This window comes from Bradyrhizobium sp. (assembly GCF_035273305.1).
GTDB lineage: Bacteria > Pseudomonadota > Alphaproteobacteria > Rhizobiales > Xanthobacteraceae > Bradyrhizobium.
The window spans coordinates 1-17,176 of sequence record NZ_DATEPI010000343.1; the positions used below are offsets into that span (position 1 = coordinate 1).

The 17,176-nt window shown below is 60.9% G+C and carries 13 protein-coding genes; 8 read left to right on the forward strand and 5 right to left on the reverse strand.

Annotation, left to right across the window (positions count from 1 at the left end; translation table 11 throughout):
* Positions 1-732: enolase C-terminal domain-like protein (locus VJV58_RS22250; protein ID WP_324139531.1), on the reverse strand; the 732-nt coding region annotated here is incomplete at its 3' end.
* 153 nt (positions 733-885) lie between these two features.
* Between VJV58_RS22250 and VJV58_RS22255 the strand changes: the two genes are divergently transcribed.
* The 3 genes from VJV58_RS22255 (at position 886) to VJV58_RS22265 (ending at position 3,738) form a co-directional block, all read left to right on the forward strand.
* The gene (locus VJV58_RS22255) at positions 886-2,019 is read left to right on the forward strand and encodes an ABC transporter permease (RefSeq protein ID WP_324139532.1); all 1,134 of its coding nucleotides are present in this window, start codon (positions 886-888) and stop codon (positions 2,017-2,019) included.
* Position 2,020: 1 nt separating this feature from the next.
* Positions 2,021-2,791, forward strand: coding sequence for an ABC transporter ATP-binding protein (locus VJV58_RS22260; protein WP_324139533.1), 771 nt, complete (start codon positions 2,021-2,023; stop codon positions 2,789-2,791).
* Between the two features lie 74 nt (positions 2,792-2,865).
* Positions 2,866-3,738 carry an MlaD family protein gene (locus VJV58_RS22265; protein ID WP_324139534.1) on the forward strand — a complete coding sequence of 291 codons (873 nt, stop codon included), beginning with the start codon at positions 2,866-2,868 and terminating at the stop codon, positions 3,736-3,738.
* Positions 3,739-3,908: 170 nt separating this feature from the next.
* On the opposite strand, the gene VJV58_RS22270 is transcribed toward VJV58_RS22265, so the two are convergent.
* Positions 3,909-8,735 (reverse strand): methyl-accepting chemotaxis protein, encoded by a 4,827-nt coding sequence (locus VJV58_RS22270; protein ID WP_324139535.1) that lies wholly within the window; start codon positions 8,733-8,735, stop codon positions 3,909-3,911.
* Between the two features lie 387 nt (positions 8,736-9,122).
* Here VJV58_RS22270 and VJV58_RS22275 point away from each other — a divergent pair, with 387 nt between their 5' ends.
* Together VJV58_RS22275 and VJV58_RS22280 are read left to right on the forward strand one after the other, a co-directional pair.
* The gene (locus VJV58_RS22275; RefSeq protein WP_324139536.1) at positions 9,123-9,500 is read left to right on the forward strand and encodes an Hpt domain-containing protein; all 378 of its coding nucleotides are present in this window, start codon (positions 9,123-9,125) and stop codon (positions 9,498-9,500) included.
* A 278-nt stretch (positions 9,501-9,778) separates the two neighbouring features.
* Entirely contained in the window at positions 9,779-10,099 is a 321-nt protein-coding gene (locus tag VJV58_RS22280; RefSeq protein ID WP_324139537.1) for a 2Fe-2S iron-sulfur cluster-binding protein, read from the forward strand.
* Between the two features lie 52 nt (positions 10,100-10,151).
* Here the strand turns inward: VJV58_RS22280 and VJV58_RS22285 are convergent, their stop codons facing one another.
* Positions 10,152-10,619, reverse strand: a complete 468-nt coding sequence (locus tag VJV58_RS22285) for a thioesterase family protein (protein ID WP_324139538.1) — start codon at positions 10,617-10,619, stop codon at positions 10,152-10,154.
* Between the two features lie 165 nt (positions 10,620-10,784).
* Between VJV58_RS22285 and VJV58_RS22290 the strand changes: the two genes are divergently transcribed.
* Together VJV58_RS22290 and VJV58_RS22295 are read left to right on the forward strand one after the other, a co-directional pair.
* Entirely contained in the window at positions 10,785-11,813 is a 1,029-nt protein-coding gene (locus tag VJV58_RS22290) for an NAD(P)/FAD-dependent oxidoreductase (protein WP_324139539.1), read from the forward strand.
* A 219-nt stretch (positions 11,814-12,032) separates the two neighbouring features.
* Complete coding sequence (locus VJV58_RS22295) at positions 12,033-12,626, forward strand: DUF2147 domain-containing protein (protein WP_414641547.1); 594 nt, start codon at positions 12,033-12,035, stop codon at positions 12,624-12,626.
* A 157-nt stretch (positions 12,627-12,783) separates the two neighbouring features.
* Here the strand turns inward: VJV58_RS22295 and VJV58_RS22300 are convergent, their stop codons facing one another.
* Together VJV58_RS22300 and VJV58_RS22305 are read right to left on the reverse strand one after the other, a co-directional pair.
* Positions 12,784-14,730, reverse strand: coding sequence for a hypothetical protein (locus VJV58_RS22300; RefSeq protein ID WP_414641548.1), 1,947 nt, complete (start codon positions 14,728-14,730; stop codon positions 12,784-12,786).
* Positions 14,731-14,877: 147 nt separating this feature from the next.
* Entirely contained in the window at positions 14,878-15,987 is a 1,110-nt protein-coding gene (locus VJV58_RS22305) for a YbhN family protein (RefSeq protein ID WP_324139541.1), read from the reverse strand.
* A 436-nt stretch (positions 15,988-16,423) separates the two neighbouring features.
* Between VJV58_RS22305 and VJV58_RS22310 the strand changes: the two genes are divergently transcribed.
* Positions 16,424-16,930, forward strand: a complete 507-nt coding sequence (locus VJV58_RS22310) for a ferritin-like domain-containing protein (protein ID WP_324139542.1) — start codon at positions 16,424-16,426, stop codon at positions 16,928-16,930.
* Positions 16,931-17,176 lie beyond the last annotated feature (246 nt).

Below are 17,176 nucleotides of genomic sequence, written 5' to 3' on the forward strand. Positions count from 1 at the left end.
GTGGTAACGTTCGCGCAGTCCCTCCAGCGAAGCGCGATCGTGCACGCTTTCGTCCGCGCAGATGGTGATGGGCCCGCGGATATTCGCAAGCGCGTGATCTTCGCCGGCGGGAAGCGGCTGTTCCACCAGCCTGACGCCGGCTCGCGCGCAGTCGCTCAGATTTCGCTCGAGATTGGTCGACGTCCACGCTTCGTTCGCATCGACGATGAGTTCGGATTGGGGAGCCGCCTTCCGCACTTCAGCGATCCGCTCGCCGTCGCCGTCGCCGCCAAGCTTGATCTTGAGCAGCGGCCGGTGCGCGGCTTTCGCGCTCGCCGCCGCCATCGCTTCCGGCGATCCAAGCGAGATGGTGTAGGCCGTCACGCTGGGGATCGCGGCCGGACGGCCCAGCACATTCCAAACGCGCTGGCCGCTTGTTTTGGCTTCAAGGTCGAGCAGCGCGCAGTCCAATGCGTTACGGGCAGCCCCGGGGCGCATCGCAATTTGCAGTCCCTGGCGATCGAGCCCGCGCGAAAGAGGCTCCTGCATCGCCTGGATCGCGGCCAGAGTCGCCTCCGGGGTTTCGCCATAGCGCGAATAGGGAACGCATTCGCCGCGCCCGGTGTGGCCGTTGCGACTGACTTCCGCCACTATCGTTACCGCTTCTGTTTTGGCGCCACGGCTGATCGTAAAGGAGCCCGCGATCGGCCAGCGCTCGATTTTGGCAGAGAGCATCGGGGAACTGAAAGTCATTTCATTTTCTGGCAATTCTGGACCGTGCCGACTTGCCCGGCGCAATCAAGTATGGCTGGTTACGGACCTGCTCTACAAGGCGGCGGGGCGGGGCGGTTATTTCCTTTTTTCCTTTGACATGAAGTGCAGTGAGTTGGCACGGGAGTTCGCATCGTGAGTGGCGACCCGACATTGGAGCGGATTGCTCATAATAATGGGCTCGCCCTCCTTGCCGCTGGCTCGTGGACGGCAGGCTTCGCGCCAGTGCTCGAGCAAATCGTCGCTGATGCCGAAAAGCTGACGGGCAGCCGATCCGATATTTCCATTGACGTATCGCGGGTCTCGAAGCTCGATACCTTTGGCGCCTGGCTGATCGAGCGGCTGCGGCGCAGCCTGACACGAGGGGGCGTCGAGCCGAACATCGCAGGACTCTCCGCCAACTATTCGAGCCTCGTCGACGAGGTGCGCAGGGTCAAGGCCGCGCCGGCGATCGACAGCACGACCGTAACGATCACGGGAATGCTGGATCAGATCGGGCGTGCTGTTGTCGGCGTTGGCGCTACCATGGTTGGATTGATCGACATGCTCGGCGCCGTGCTGGCAGCGAGCGGCAGGGTTTTGATTCACCCCCGAACCTTCCGCCTGACCTCGACGGTGCACCATCTCGAGCAGGTGTGCTGGCGCGCGGTGCCGATCGTGGTCCTGATCACGTTCCTGATCGGGTGCATCATCTCACAACAGGGTATTTTCCATTTTCGGAAATTCGGTGCGGACATCTTCGTGGTCGACATGCTCGGCGTCCTGGTGCTGCGGGAAATCGGTGTGCTGCTGGTGGCAATCATGGTGGCGGGCCGCTCCGGCAGCGCCTACACCGCCGAACTCGGCTCCATGAAGATGCGCGAGGAGATCGATGCCCTGCGCACCATGGGGTTCGATCCGATCGAGGTGCTGATATTGCCTCGGATGCTGGCGCTGGTTATCGCGCTTCCGATACTAGCTTTCCTCGGCGCAATTGCCGCGCTGTATGGCGGCGGACTTGTGGCCTGGCTGTATGGCGGGGTCGATCCCGAAGCTTTCCTGCTTCGGCTGCGCGATGCGATTTCGATCGATCACTTCACGGTGGGTATCATCAAGGCGCCTGTCATGGCCGCGGTGATCGGGATCGTGGCCTGCGTCGAGGGACTTGCGGTGCAGGGCAGCGCGGAGTCACTGGGGCAACACACCACCTCGTCGGTGGTGAAGGGAATTTTCTTTGTTATCGTGATGGACGGCGTGTTCGCTATCTTTTTCGCCTCGATCGGAATGTGAGATGGCGCCCGAAGCAACAAACGCGATCATACGGGTCCGTGACATTGCGGTGCAGTTCGGATCGACCAAAGTGCTCGACGGGCTCAATCTCGACGTCAAGCGCGGAGAGATACTGGGCTTTGTCGGTCCGTCCGGCGCGGGCAAATCGGTGCTGACGCGCACTATCATTGGGCTCGTTCCAAAGGTCTCGGGAAGCGTCGAGGTGTTCGGGATTGATCTCGACGGCGCCGATGATGCGGAACGACGCGCGGTGGAGCGGCGCTGGGGCATCCTGTTCCAGCAAGGCGCGCTGTTTTCGTCATTGACCGTGCGGCAGAATATCCAGTTCCCGGTCCGCGAATATCTTAAAGTCTCACAGCGGCTGCTCGATGAGATCACCGTCGCCAAACTCGGGATGGTGGGATTACGCCCCGAAGTCGCCGACCGTTTTCCCGCGGAACTATCCGGCGGCATGATCAAACGCGTGGCGTTGGCGCGCGCGCTTGCGCTCGATCCCGAGTTGGTCTTCCTCGACGAGCCGACCTCAGGGCTGGACCCGATCGGCGCCGGCGATTTCGACGAGTTGGTAAGAACGTTACAGCGGACTTTGGGCCTTACAGTTTTCATGGTAACTCACGACCTGGACAGCCTTTATACCGCATGCGACCGCATTGCCGTTTTGGGGGACGGCAAGATCATTGCCGCAGGATCCATGGCGGATATGCAGGCCTCACAACATCCGTGGTTGAGAGCCTATTTTCACGGCAAGCGCGCGCGGGCGGTAATGGGTTGAAGCGTGATGCCGAGCGGGCGCGGCCCTTTTGCGCGAAACTGAACCTTTAGTGATCTGAGTATCGGAGTTGGTTGATGGAAACGCGGGCGAACTTCGTCCTGATCGGATCGTTCACGCTGGCGGTCATTGCGGCGGCGTTCGGTTTCGTTCTCTGGTTCCAATCGCTTCATACGACAAAGGCGCGCACCCCTTTGCGGATCGTCTTTGAAGGCCCGGCGGCGGGGCTGCGCAACGGTGGCAGCGTCAATTTCAACGGCATCAGAGTGGGCGAGGTCATGTCGGTGAAGCTGGACAATCCGCGGCGCGTGGTCGCGCTCACGATGATCGAGAACAACGCGCCGATCCGCAAGGATACCTTGGTCGGCCTCGAATTCCAGGGACTCACCGGCGTCGCTGCGATATCGCTGAAGGGCGGCGGGGAGGCTGCACCGCCGGTCCCGCTGGATGAAGACGGCGTTCCAACGCTGAAGGCCGATCCGAATGCATTGCAGGATGTGACCGAAGCAATTCGCGGCACGCTGCAGAACATAAACCGGGTTGTCGCCGACAATCAGGACGCGGTGAAGAACTCGCTGCGAAATCTCGAGGCCTTTACTTCGTCGCTGGCGCGCAACTCCGAGAGGATCGACGACGTCATGCTGAAGGTCGACGGTGTGATGGCCAAGGCCGACAATCTGATGGTGGGGCTGAACACCCTGGCGGGCGGCAAGGAGGGTGGTGAGCTGTTTCAGACGGTGAAGTCGATCCGCGAACTGGCCGAGGATTTCGACAAGCGGTCCGGCGCCTTGATGGCGGACGGGCGCCGTACGCTCGGTGATATCAGCCGAGCGGTCATCAACCTTGACCGCAATCCGACGCGGCTGTTGTTCGGCCCGGCCGCCAATGCGAGTGCGCCGGCGCCTGCACCCGCCGCAGCACCTACCGCCGCTGAGAGACGACGGCCGTAGCGCGGGGCGCATCTTCGCTCGCGGAACGATGCCCGACAGCTAAACGCAACGGCTTGAAGCGTCATTGCTAGCGCCGGTGAAGAGGCAATCCACCGAAAACCCTCCGGCGTCACTCGAAGCAAAAACGGAGGCATTGATGCCTCCGTTTTCCTGTGCGATCCAATCAGGACTTACCCGAGGCGTCCCGCCGCGTGGGCGAGCATGGTATAGACCAGGCCGGTCTCTGAGGTGAGATGGCCGCGCAGCACCGTGGGGCCACGCTCGTCGCGTGCGACCTCGTCAAGCAGGCGCTCGAACTCGGCGATGTAGCGGTCTACCGTCTGCTTGAAGCTGCGGTCGCTGCGATATTTGCGGGCGACCTCATCGAATGCCTTCTGGCCAGCCGGCGTATAGAGCCGCTTGGTGAAGGCCTTACTCTCACCGCGCTGATAACGATCCCACATTTCGGCGGCGAGGTTGCGATCCATCAGCCGGCCGATATCGAGCGACAAGGACTCGAGTGGATTGCCGCCAGAGCCCTGCGGGGCGCGACCGCGCGGCGCCTCGCGATTACCGGCACTGGCATCCGTTCGATTCAACAGTTCGGAAAGCCAGCCGTCGCGCCCCTGGTCGGCGCTTCCCGGTGAAACAGGCGGCGCTTCGGTGCGGCGCGACGCGGGCAAGCCCAGGTCGGGCGGCGGCAGGTTTGAGGCGCTGCCGCTCTCGCGGCTGCGCGGGGCTGCGCCGCGGTTTCCGCCGGCGGCTGCCAGCACCGGCTCTTCGTCCGAATCCGAAGAACTGGCGCGGCCCGCGGTCACGACATCGAGCCCGCGGCCATGGTGGGCCACGATCCGGTTCAATTCCGCCAGCGCCTCGATCTGGTCGACGATCACCTTTCGCATCTGCGCGGTGCTTTCGGCGGCTTCCTGCGGCATTTCCAGAACGCCACGGCGGAGTTCGTTGCGTGTGGCCTCGAGTTCATGTTGCATTTCGGCGGCCATCTGCTTCATGCCGGCGACTGTGCTCGCGAAATTTTCGCTCGATTGCTTGAACATCGCTTCCGCTTCCAGCGTGCTCTGCCGATAGATGTCGGACATCGCTTCAATGGTGTGGCGGCGTTCCTCTTCTGCCGCTTCCCGGACCGTTTCAAATTGCTGGGTGATCGCCGCAGAGCCGGCGCCTGCGGTTTCGGCCACCACGCGGGCGATGTCGCGCGCGCGTTCTTCCGCGGCCAACAGGGACTCATCCAGTAGTCCGGTGAAACGCGACAGCCGCTGGTCGAACTCGCCGGTGCGCTGATCGATCATGCTGACCAGCGATTCGAGCAGGGTCTTTCGCTCGGCGACAGTAGCGGTGGTGTTGCGATTGCTTTGCTCGACAACCGCGGCGGCTTCGATCAGCGCCTGGCCGTGTTGTTCGAATTTGCCGGAAAGCGAACCCAGATCCTCCAGCGCCTTCGCGGTCTTGGCGTTGAAGATGCCAAGCTGCTGCTCGAGAGTTTGTGTCGCAATGCCATTACGCGAGCTGACGTCGTTCATGGCGGACACGAAATCGGCTACGCGGGTGACCAGCGCGCGTTCCAGCGAATTGAGGTTGTCGTGAGCGCCGGTCAGCACTTCCTGCAATAGGATATTGCCTTCGCGCAGTCGCTCGAACAGGGCAACCGTGTCTGTGCGCAGGATCTTGCTGGTCTCCTGCATCTCGGTCACCGCAGCGATCGAGACCTGTCGTGACTGATCGATCGCCGCGCGCGATGCCTGTTCCAGTTCCCTCAACGACTTGCCGACAGCGCCGGTGGCGAACTCACCCGCCGAGGTGATCGTCCGCGCCACTTCGGAGCCTTGGCTCAAAATCGATTGCGAGAAGGTCTGGCCGCGGCTTTCGATCGATCTGAGCGCGTCCGAGGTGACGCGGTCGATATCGACCGTGAGCTGGTTGGTTTTCGCGCCGATCGCTTCGACCAGCACGCCGCGCTTGCTGTCGATGATCTGCGACAGCCGATCGGCCTGCTGCTGCACATGGTTGACGATCTCGTCGGATTTTCCGGTCATGGTCGAGCCGAACGCGCCGCTCGCGGCGAGAATGGACCGTTCGACTTCGGCCGAAGTCGATTTGACCTTCGAAGTGACTTCGTTAGATGCGGTCACCAGCGCGTTTTGCGCGGCGAGAGCACTGGTCTGGATGTTGTCGGTCGTGTTCGCTGCTACCGTGATGAGTGAGCGCTCGATTTCAGTCGAGATCGCCTTGATCTGAGTGGCGGCATCCGCCGAACTGGCGTGCAGCGATGTTTGGGCCTCGCGCGCGCTGTTCACGATCGAAGCGGCGGTGCCTGCGCCCACCGCGGTCAGCGTACGTTCGACGTCCGCGGCCAGCGTCTTGACGTGGTTGGCGGCATCCGAGGACGCGGTGATGAGGGCGGTCTGCACTTCTCGCGCGCCGGAAAGGATCGAGGCGGCGGTCGCATTGCCTGCGGCCGAGAGCGTTCGCTCGATATCGCCGGACAGCGACTTGATCTGTGTGGCGGTTTCGGACGAGGCGCTCAGCAGCGCGGATTGCGCGTCCCGCGCGCTGGTCACAATGGAAGTGGCGGCGCCCGTGCCCACCGACGTCAGGGCGCGCTCGACCTCGGTCGCAGTCAGCTTGAGCTGTGCGCCGACGTCGGTGGAGACCGAAAGCAGCGACTGCTGTGCGGCGCGCGCGCCGGTCTGAATGGTCTCGCTGGTGTTGACCACGAGATTGGTGAGCGAGCGCTCGGCGTCCTCGACGTGTGACTTGATCCCCGCCGACAGCTCCTCGGCACGGGCGACGAGACCATCGCTGGCCTGCCTGCCGCTGCTCTCTATCCGACCCGCTACAGCTTCGATGCGCGTCCCGAGCAGATCTTCAAATTGAGCTACCCGTGTTTCGATATCGTTCGCCACGGCGCCGACGCGGCCCTCGAGGCCCTGATGGATCTCCTGGAACCTGGCCGTAATGGCGTCGGTGAGGTGGGCGCTGCGGCCCTCGATGGTGGAGGTCACGCTGAGGATGCGTTGGTCGACTGCCTCGATCGCCTGCGCGGCGCCTTCGGTCAGCGAAGAGGTGAGATGGGCCAGGCGCGTATCGATCGACTGGATTGCCTGCGCCGCGCCATCCGTGAGTGTCGATGTCAACGTGCCGAGCCTGACATCGATGGTTTCAGTGACCGAATTTGCCCTGCTGTCGAAGGTCTGTTCGAGCGATTTGAGGCGGCCGTCGATCGATTGGTCGAAGAATTTGATTTTGTCGTCGAGTGAGGAGTCCAGGCTGGCGACGCGGTTTCCGAGCACGGTTTCGAACTGCACCAGCCGATGATCAAGCGAGGCAGTGATCTTGCCGCTGTTCGACATCAGGCGGTTGTCAAAGTTGTCGACGTAGCCTTTCAGGTTTTCCGCGATCTCCTCGGTGCGCTGGCCCAGGCGTTCGACGATTTCGCCGCCGAATGTTTTGACGGTCCGATCGAATTCCGAGATATGGCGGCTGATGAGTGCGCCGAGCGTGCCGCTATCGCGGGCAAACCTTTCGGCGAGTTCGCCACCCTGGTTCTTAAGCAGTTCGTCAAAGGCGTTGATCTGAAGCGAAAGCGAATCGTGCGCGTTCTCGGTCTGGCTGGCGACCTTCGCCACCAACGAGTTTACGGTCACGTCAATTGCTTCACTCGCCTTGTCGCCGGAAGAGAGGATCTGGGTGGCGAGCCGGTTCCCGGCGTCGTCGATCTTGGTGACGAGATCGCCGCTGCGCAGTTCGAGCTCGAGCAACAGCGAGTCGCTCGAATTCTTCAGGGACTCGTGGACCTGCTCGGTGCGATCGGAAATGCCGTCGACAATTGTGGTGGACCGCTGCTCGAACTCGGTAGTGAGCCGGTCGATGCGCTCGTTCAACATCTCGTGGACGCGATCGGCCAAATCGACGAACTCGTCATGGACGTGCCCGGTCTTGAAATTGAGGCTGCTGGTGAGCCGTTCGCTGGCGTCGAGCACCGCCCGGGTCGTCTCCGCGCTGGCTTCCTCCAGGCGATCGAGCAGATCGCCGCCGCGTTCCCCGAGCGCGAGAATCATGTTGTCGCCGGCGTTACCGAGCGCCTGGGTGATATGAGCGCCGCGTTCTTCCAGGGCTCCGGTGATGCTTTTCGCTACCTCGTCGACGCGGGAGGCGATCGCGTCCGAAATCAGCGCGATGTCGTGGCGCAAATCGATCTGCACGCCGGAAATCGCGCTACGAACCTGCTCGGCCTGGCCGACGAGATTGTCGCGCTGATGGGCGATATCCTGCAACAGGGCGCGGATCCGCACCTCGTTGTCGCTGTAGGCGCGCTCAAGCGCGGAGACTTCGTTGGCAACCAGGGTTTCGAGTTCGCCGGCGCGCGCGATCGCTCGCTCGACACCGTCGCCCATGGCCGCGACTTCCCGACGGATCGCCTGACCCACGGTGACGATCGATTCGCTTGCGGCGGCCTCCGGTTCCGAAAAACGGATTGCAACTTGCGCCATCGACTGCGCGATCATCCGCAGCTCCTGACCGCGCCAGGAAAGACTCGCGAGAAAATAAAACAGCAGCACCGGAGCAAAGAACACTGCGACAAGACCGCCGAGCACCAACGTGCCGGCGCTGCCGTGCCCGACCATGGCCTGCAGCGAGGGAAGGAAGCCGATCGTCAATAGCGCCGCGCCGACGCCCCAAACTGCAGCAAAAATGGTCGCCAACGTGTACACGTTGCGCGCCGGACGGCCCTTCTGAATAGCCTGCAGGATTTGTCCGATGGTTTCGCGATCGTCATTGGCAGCGCGGCGACCCGGACGCGGCTCCTGCACGGAGTCAAAGGAGTCCCGGTCGATGCCGGGTCGGGTGTCGAATGTCCTTTCGTTCAGCGCCCTGGTATCGTTAGCGACTGAAGCGCGGTCGTTCTCTGCAGGCGAAGCATCACTGATATTGAGAGCTTCCTGAATGGCAGAAAGCGCGACTTCTGTAGGGTCTTTGACCTTTTTTGGATTGTTCGCCATCTTCAGTCTGAGCCCTCGTTTACTTTTGACAAAATGCCGGAGAGCGTGACGCGAATTCCCCTCGCGAAGCTCGACCCGACATTCTTCCTGCGCTGGTCACGAACGCGCGGCTATCGATCGGCTGTTCGCCCCCACCCGAAACATCCTATGGGTAAGGCGTGGCGAAAGAAATGGCCGCGTTAACCCATTCTTAATCATCGTTAACATTACGGGGCTGCAAGTCATTGCATCTGCACGCGTTTTTTCTTCGTCATGGACAATTGAGGCAAGTGTTAGCCAAAAAGATGGCGAACGAGGCTGTGCAAAACGTTTCGTTAACCATTTTCGTGATCCGCTGAGCAGACTTCGTTGCCGGCACCGGTTCGGCGAGATGATTTTGGGTTCGCCATGCCGCTTCACGTGGAACGGATTGACTGGATGCCATCCCCACCGCTCGCTCCCGATGACGGCCCGATCGATTTCGCGCATCTGCGGCGCATGACCCTGGATGACGATCGGCTTGAGCGTGAAGTGCTGGCGTTGTTTTCAGCGCAAGCGGCCAATCTCGCCGGCATGCTTGCCGCGTTGCCCGCTGATGCGGGCGCGCTGGCGCATACATTGAAGGGTTCAGCACGCGCGATTGGCGCGTTCGGTGTCGCCGATGCCGCCGCTCGTCTGGAGGCGGTGATCCAGAAGGGAGGCGATCAGACCGAAGCGCTGGCCGAAGTCCATGACGCCATCGCGCTGGCACGTTCGGCTGTCGATGAAATCCTCCGCCATTCCTGATCTCGCCCAAAAACTCACCGCAAAAATTCACAGCGTCTGCTTATCTTGCTTCCTGCCGCGGGTGCCGGCACTTGCGCTTTCGCGCGATCGGCTTACCGCGAAGCCAAACAGCCGACGCAGCGTCAGGAAGGCCCGGATTCTGCTGGGCTTCTCAATTTTGCGCTTTCGACGGATTGGCCGCCGGACTATTGGCTCCAACCTTAAATTCGCGCACTAGCGCGGAGGGGAACGACCCGATATAGGAGGCCGGGCCCCCAATTCCGGCAGCATGAGAAAACATGGCCAAGATTCACTTTGTCGATCATTCCGGCGAGACCCGCATCATTGATGTCGAGAACGGCGCGACCGTGATGGAAGCCGCGATCCGAAATGCGGTTCCCGGCATCGAAGCCGAATGCGGCGGGGCATGCGCCTGTGCGACCTGCCATGTCTATGTCGATGAGGCTTGGCGGGAGAAAGTCGGATCACCCTCGCCGATGGAAGAGGACATGCTGGATTTTGGTTTCGACGTGCGTCCGAATTCACGGCTCTCCTGCCAGATCAAGGTCACTGACGACCTCGATGGTCTCGTGGTCTCCACGCCTGAGCGGCAGGCCTGAATCCTTTGACGCGCTTTGTCGACGCGAACCGCTCCCACTCGCGCTTGATGTCCTAAAATTTCGGCTGTGTTATTTCAATGCCGCGGCGCAGCCATGGCTGGAAATTCCTGACGACCTCCGCCGTAAGCGGTGTCGGTTTGCGCGTATTCTCGTCAATCAGTACCGATACTGATTGGGCCGAGGCGACGCATTTCCCTTCCGAAAAAACCACCTCATCGAATGTCACGGAGGTGCGGCCGAACTTCGCGACCCCGAGCCCTATCTCGATCGTGCCCGGCCAGCGCAGTTCGGCGCGGAAATGCATGTCGAGCCGTACCATGATCCAGGCCAGGCCGGCAGGCATCAGACCATAGCCCCGGTCTTTCATCAGAGTGACGCGGCCGGTTTCGAAATACGTCGCATACACCGCGTTGTTGACGTGCTCGTTGGGATCAAGATCGGCAAAGCGCACGTTATCGCGGAGCCGGTAGGGAAAGTCTTCGAGGCGTGGCGTTGAATCGAGACGGGCAGGGGCGTTCATGGCGACTCTCCGGAAGTTCATGTCCTTACAGCGCAGTTGTTGAATGGCGGCAAGGGCTTGTCCGGTTGCCCGGGGGCATATTATGGCTTTCCTCGCTCCCTTACGTTGGCTAGACAAGCCGGGCCGAAACGCGCCTGCCAGCAGGTTCAACTGAAAAGAAGCAACATGAGCGAAGCGATCAAAACCGATGTGCTGATTATCGGCGCGGGTCCCTGCGGACTGTTTGCCGTTTTCGAACTCGGACTGCTGGATATGAAGGCACATCTTGTCGATATTCTCGACAAGATCGGCGGCCAGTGCGCCGAGCTCTATCCCGAAAAGCCGATCTATGACATTCCCGGGATTCCCTTCGTGACGGGTCAGGGCCTTACCGAGGCACTGATGGACCAGATCAAACCGTTCAAGCCGACATTCCATCTCAACGAGATGGTCGACACCATCGAGAAGATTGGCGATCCCGCCTTTCGTGTCACCACTGATGCCGGCAGCGTCTTCGAATGCAAGGTGGTCGTGATCTCAGCTGGAGGCGGATCGTTCCAGCCGAAGCGCCCGCCGGTCCCGGGCATCGAGGCCTACGAAGGCTCGTCGGTTTTTTACTCCGTGCGCAAGATGGAGCAGTTCCGCGATAAGGAATTGCTCATTGTCGGCGGCGGCGACTCCGCGCTGGACTGGACGCTCAATCTGCACCCGATCGCCAAACGCGTGACGCTGTTGCATCGGCGCGACGATTTCCGCGCCGCCCCGCACAGCGTCGAGCAGATGCGCGCGTTGGTGGCCGGCGGGAAAATGGATCTGAAGATCGGTCAGGTCACGGCGCTGGAAGGCGAGGGCGGCATGCTTGCAGGCGCCACGGTTAAAGCGAACGACAACAGCGTTTCGAAGATTGCATGCGACACCATGCTGCCGTTCTTCGGGCTGACGATGAAGCTTGGTCCCGTTGCGAACTGGGGCATAGCGCTCGAGAATAATCTCGTGCCGGTCGAAACCTCGGCGTTCGAAACCAGCGTGCCCGGAATTTTCGCAATCGGCGACATCAATACCTACCCGGGCAAGCTGAAGTTGATCCTGTGCGGTTTCCATGAGGGCGCGCTGATGGCGCAAAAGGCGCATCGCTATGTCTTCCCGGACAAGCGGCTGGTATTCCAGTACACGACGTCCTCATCGAGCCTGCAGAAGAAGCTCGGCGTCAACTAAGCCGGGATGGCAGGTGCGCGCCAATGGAACCGCTCGGAAAATGAGCGGGCGCGGCCGACATGGAGTATCGGTTCAAAACGTACATGCCTTCCCGGAATCCTCCGGCAATGTCGTCTGACTGACCTTACTCTCGCTATCGCGCCGGCTGCGGCACTGGAACGATTCGCGAAATCGCCTTAGTCTGCAGTCATTGGTTGTGAGCTCGGTCAGGTGGTGACGATGCGAATTGCGACATTCAGAAATCAAGCGCTCTCATACGTGACTGGTCTGGCTTACGTAGCTGGTCTCGCGATGGTGCTCGCGATCATGTCCCCGGTGTACGCCGCTGAAACCACCGCGGCGGGCCTGTGGCAGAAGATCGAGGACGGCAAGCCGGTAGCCTGGTTTCTTTTCCTCGACCATGACGGCATTTTTGAAGGTGTGATTGCAAAAACTTTTCCGCTTCCCGGTGAAGATCCCGATGTGGTCTGCTCGAAATGCACCGACGATCGCAAGGATGCGCCGATGCTCGGGATTTCCTTTATCAGGGATATGAGGCGTGACGGGTTGAAGTATGAGGACGGCAACGTGCTCGATCCGCGCGACGGCAAAATATACCGGGCCAAGATGAGCCTCAGCCCGGACGGCCAGACACTGACGATGCGCGGCTATTGGGGAATTTCACTGCTCGGCAAGAGCGAGACCTGGTTCCGGCTTCCCGATACGGCGATGGCTCAGCTCGATCCCGCCGTCGTAGCGAAATACTTGCCCGCTCAGGCGGCCGCAGCGAAACCGACAGCCGCGACAAAAAAAGCCGCGGCCCGCCCGCGCTGAGTTTCGCATCAGGCGCCGCATCATATGGTGGTCAGGCCCTTCGCGAGTAGTTGCTACGGTGGGCGACGCTGGCTGCGCTCGCCGTTGGTGACGAGCCGCATTCGATCAAGCAGCGAGAGCCCTAAACTAGCCGCCGGCTGGCGGCTTAACGGCGGCTCTACCGCGTTGGTGGTGCGGTATCGATCGGCGCAGCCGGCTCCTCGACAATGTCAGGCTCAGACGGATTGATTTGCAGCACCGATGTTACGGCAGGCAAGGTGGCATCCGCCATTGCGGCGTGACCCTCAGCGGTCGGGTGCACCGCGCCGCCATAGACGGCCGAAAGAATGCCCCAGGTCGCGTCATGAATATCGGCAGGCTGGCTGGAGGCCGGCAGCCCCTGCGGATAGGTCATAGCAGCAAAATAACTGTCATTGGCATCACGGATCCAGCGCGCGCGCGGAAGATAGGCGCGGTATTCTCCGGCGCCGCGGCCGCACAGCATCGGCTGGTTTGCGGCCGTGACAATATCGGGATCGAAGCTTTGACCCTGTTCGGAGAAGCATTCGCGGTCGAATTCCGGATCGGTGCCGGCGCGGGCGCAAAACCCGTGATCGGCGAACGCCGCCTGATGCAAATCCACGAATGTCATTCGATCGGCGGCAGGATCGCGGCAGAGCACGCCCGACTGGCAGGTTGCGAGCGCCTTCAAGCGTGGGAGAAATTCGTTCTGCACAAAGCTCGAGACGTTCGCGAGCCGCTGCGGGTCCGCATTGAATGAAGGATGAATATCGAAGCCCGCGCGGCCCCCACGGCAGGGCACGCCGCCATCCGCCAAAGTTGGATTGGCGTAAGAAACGAAAACTACGCGGGAGAGGTCGCCGCCGATCAGGGATTTCAGCGCCTCTCTCAATCGTCCGAAGCTCTGCGGCAATTCGCGCGCGAGCGCGGCGCGTGAATCCTCCACCGATCCCATTCCTCCGGTGCGCCTGAACAGCGCGCGCTCGGTCGGTGTATCCACGATAACGTCCGCAACCAGTCCGGAAAAATTGATGTCATTGCCCCCGATCGACAGCAAGATCAGATCGAGTTTGCGATCCGGCTGACGCTTCTTCGCCGCTGCGAGGGCGGTGCGCAATTCGCTAAGTTGTGCGTTGACCGCGCCCTGACAGCTAGCGGACGTTTTCGTCGGCGGGCATTCGCGCGCGCGCTGACTTCCGAACAGCCCGTCGGGAATGGTCGCGCCGGTACATGCGAGCGGCAGATAGGTCACCGCGATATGAGGGTATCGGACCGCGAGCGCGAGTGCGGTTCGGGTCTGATAGCTGTATAGCGAACGATGACAGGCTGAATTGAACCATAGCGCGCTGTAGCGTTGCCAGACCTGCAAACTTTCTGGTGCCTCGCACGCCCGTCCGCCCTTATAGCCGGCACGGCTCGGTCGATAATATTGAGCACCGGCCGTCCCAAGGTAATGGCGGAAGCAAAAGCCTTCGTCGGCCAAGGCAATCGCCCGATCCGGATTGCCTTCGCCGGAGGCGATACTATCGCCTAGCCCTGCGATGAAGATGTCGCGCACCCTGATCCTGGTGGAGACCCGCTGGGGCGCTTCAGCTCCTGATGAGACATCCACCATTGCAACCGTGCTCCGTCCGTAGCGTACCCGCATGTTGAGGGGTTCGGCACAATCGAACGTGAACAGTCGCGGACCGTCACCATCGTCGAAGGTCCACGCACAGGTGGCGCCGACCGGAACGGGACCCGTCAGCCGAATGGTGATCGGATGGTCCACGGGCGTTAGGTAACTCTCCTTTACGTTATCTCGCGTGCACGGCTCGCTGACGCGCCCGAACAGATCGATGCAAAGCCGGTTCACCGTGTTTCGTGCCCAGCCACGCCCGTCGCTTTGCAATTCCAGCGCCTGCTCCGAGGCGAGCACGCTTGGGCCAGCGCCGCTTTGGGAATGGAGCAGGAAATCACGCTCCTCGCGAAACAGCCTGAATCGGTTGCGGACCTCCCAGGAAATCTGAAGCGGCAACTCAGGCCCGCTCGGCGCGACTTCGCCGGAGGGTGCGGGCGCGGCCTGCGCCACAGCGGAGGACGTCGGCAGCAGCGCCACCCCCATCGCCAGCACTGCGAATCCAATTTTCAAACCACGCTGAATTAGAGTCATAACGCGTTTGACGTTACTGTTGGGGCGGAAATGTGAGGGTGTCGCAACAAAGACGCTGTCGCAGCACCTCTCTCTCCGAGAACTCGGGTGCCAGGATGTTCAGCGTCGAGACTGGCGGCTTTTGATGGGCTGCGGCGATTGTTGCCGCTTTACGTGATGGGTTGGCTGTCGGCTCTGCAGCGGCACCGCAACCGAATTTGAATAAGCATCGTTCAGCCTGCGGCGTTCCTGCCAGGGAAGCACCACATTGAGCCAGAGTTCGCGCGTGCCCATGATGCTGATCGAAATCCCAAAGGGGATCACGAAATACAGGATACGGAACACCAAAAGCGTGGCGAGCATCTCCTCCCTGCCGAACTCCGGCAGCGCGACAAGCATGGCGGCGTCGAAAACACCGAGGCTGCCGGGCGCATGACTTGCGAACCCAAGCAGCGTCGCCAGAATGAACACTACCGCGAGCGAAATGAAATCTATGCCGGGGTGCGCCGGCATCAGCAGGTACATCGCCGTGGAGCAGAACCCAAGGTCGACCACGCCGATTAACACCTGCAGCAGGGTCAAGCGCGCCGAAGGCAACACCACTTTCCAGCCGTGCTGACCGAGTTCACGGCGGTTTTTGCCGGTCACCAGCCAGACGAAATAAGCAGCAATGCCGGCGAGGCAGCCGAGCGCGATCAGCCGGTTCACGGATGGCGGCAGCAGGTCCATCGCGGAGGCGGCCCAGGGATGCCAGAACATGCCGACCCCGAGCACCACCAGATTGCCGAGCCAGAAGGTCAGTCCCGAAAGAAAGCAGATCTTGGCGACATCAATCGCGCTCAGGCCGTAATCTGAATAGATCCGGAAGCGAATCGCGCCGCCCGTAAACATGGTGGCGCCGATATTGTGGCCAATCGTGTAACTCGTGAAGCTCGATAGAGATGCGATGCGGTACGGTACGTGTTTCTTGCCAATGGTTCGAAGAGCAAAGAAATCATAAAAAGTCAGCGTACAGAATGCGCCGACCACGCACAGCGCGGCCAGGCCGATCCGATATAGGGGCAATTCCGTCAAAGCCGTGAGGATCACGCTCGTATCCACGCCACGCAAGGTGCGCACCAGAGTCGTGATCGCAAACGCGATAATGAGGAAGCTCGCCGCGACTCCAAGCCGTTTCCAGCCGATCCATTTATTAAATCCACGCACTAGCGCGGTCAGCAGTCCGTGCATTCATCCTCCCGGCGGGGCGGCAGTAAGTCAGATCGATTGCAGTCACTGTCGATCACGAGCCATTTAGCACGCAAGGATGACAGATATGATGACAGACAATCGGTGTACCCGAAAAGTTCCATACGGCAAAAAGCTTTCGTTGTGCAGTCCTTGACAACGCGCTCTGCAATCTTTGATCGGCGCGAGAGCCGAGCGGGCATATATTTCCTGACGGGCGAGATTCGAGCGACCGCCTACTAATTGCTTCGGGCGCGGTGATGTTCCGCTGTTCCATCGCGAACGTTTTATGTCCATCCAGGAACACGCCGGCGGCCGCTTGGTTAGCCCGCTATCAACTAGCGAATATAATTTGGCATGGCGGCAGCAAGAGTGTGCGCCGCGCCGCTGTGTTCCGAGTTCTATTCCGAGTTCCGTGCGCAACGAAAAGGAGCATGCGATGGGATTGTTCACCCGAGACATCAAAACGATGAACGACTTGTTCGTACATCAACTGCAAGACATTTATTATGCGGAGAAGCAGCTCGTGAGGGCGCTTCCGAAGATGGCCGAGAAGGCCACCGATGGCCAATTGAAGCAAGGTTTCTTGACCCACCTTGACGAAACCAAGGCCCATGTGCAGCGGCTTGAACAAGTGTTCCAGATGCAAGGCGCCACGCCGAAGGCCGTCGACTGTCCGGCTATTGACGGCATTATCCAGGAAGCCGATGAGGTTGCAGGCGAGGTCGCCGACAAGACGGTTCTGGACGCCGCCCTCATCAACGCCGCGCAAGCCGCCGAGCATTACGAGATCACGCGTTACGGCAGCCTGATCGCCTGGGCCAAGCAACTCGGCCGCAACGATTGTGCAAGCGTCTTGCAAAAGACATTGGATGAGGAAAAGGCGACCGATCAGAAGCTGACCAAGATGGCCGAAAGCAAGGTGAACCTTCGCGCCGCAAGCTAAGGATCCTGCCAAACCTGATGGAGCAGAGCGTCGCGTCGAGAATATCGGCGCGGCGCTTTGTTTTGCCTGCGACATTCAGCACGCGGGTAGTCGCGCGCGGTTTGTCCACGAACACACTTCGATGTTCGACGAAATGTCTGTCACGAACAGAACCATTTTTTGTGCGTTGGTTACGGGAAAAATGAGGCGAAGTATGCGAAGTAGCACCGCGCAATCCCGGCCATTTTCGAATGCTCACACAACGTC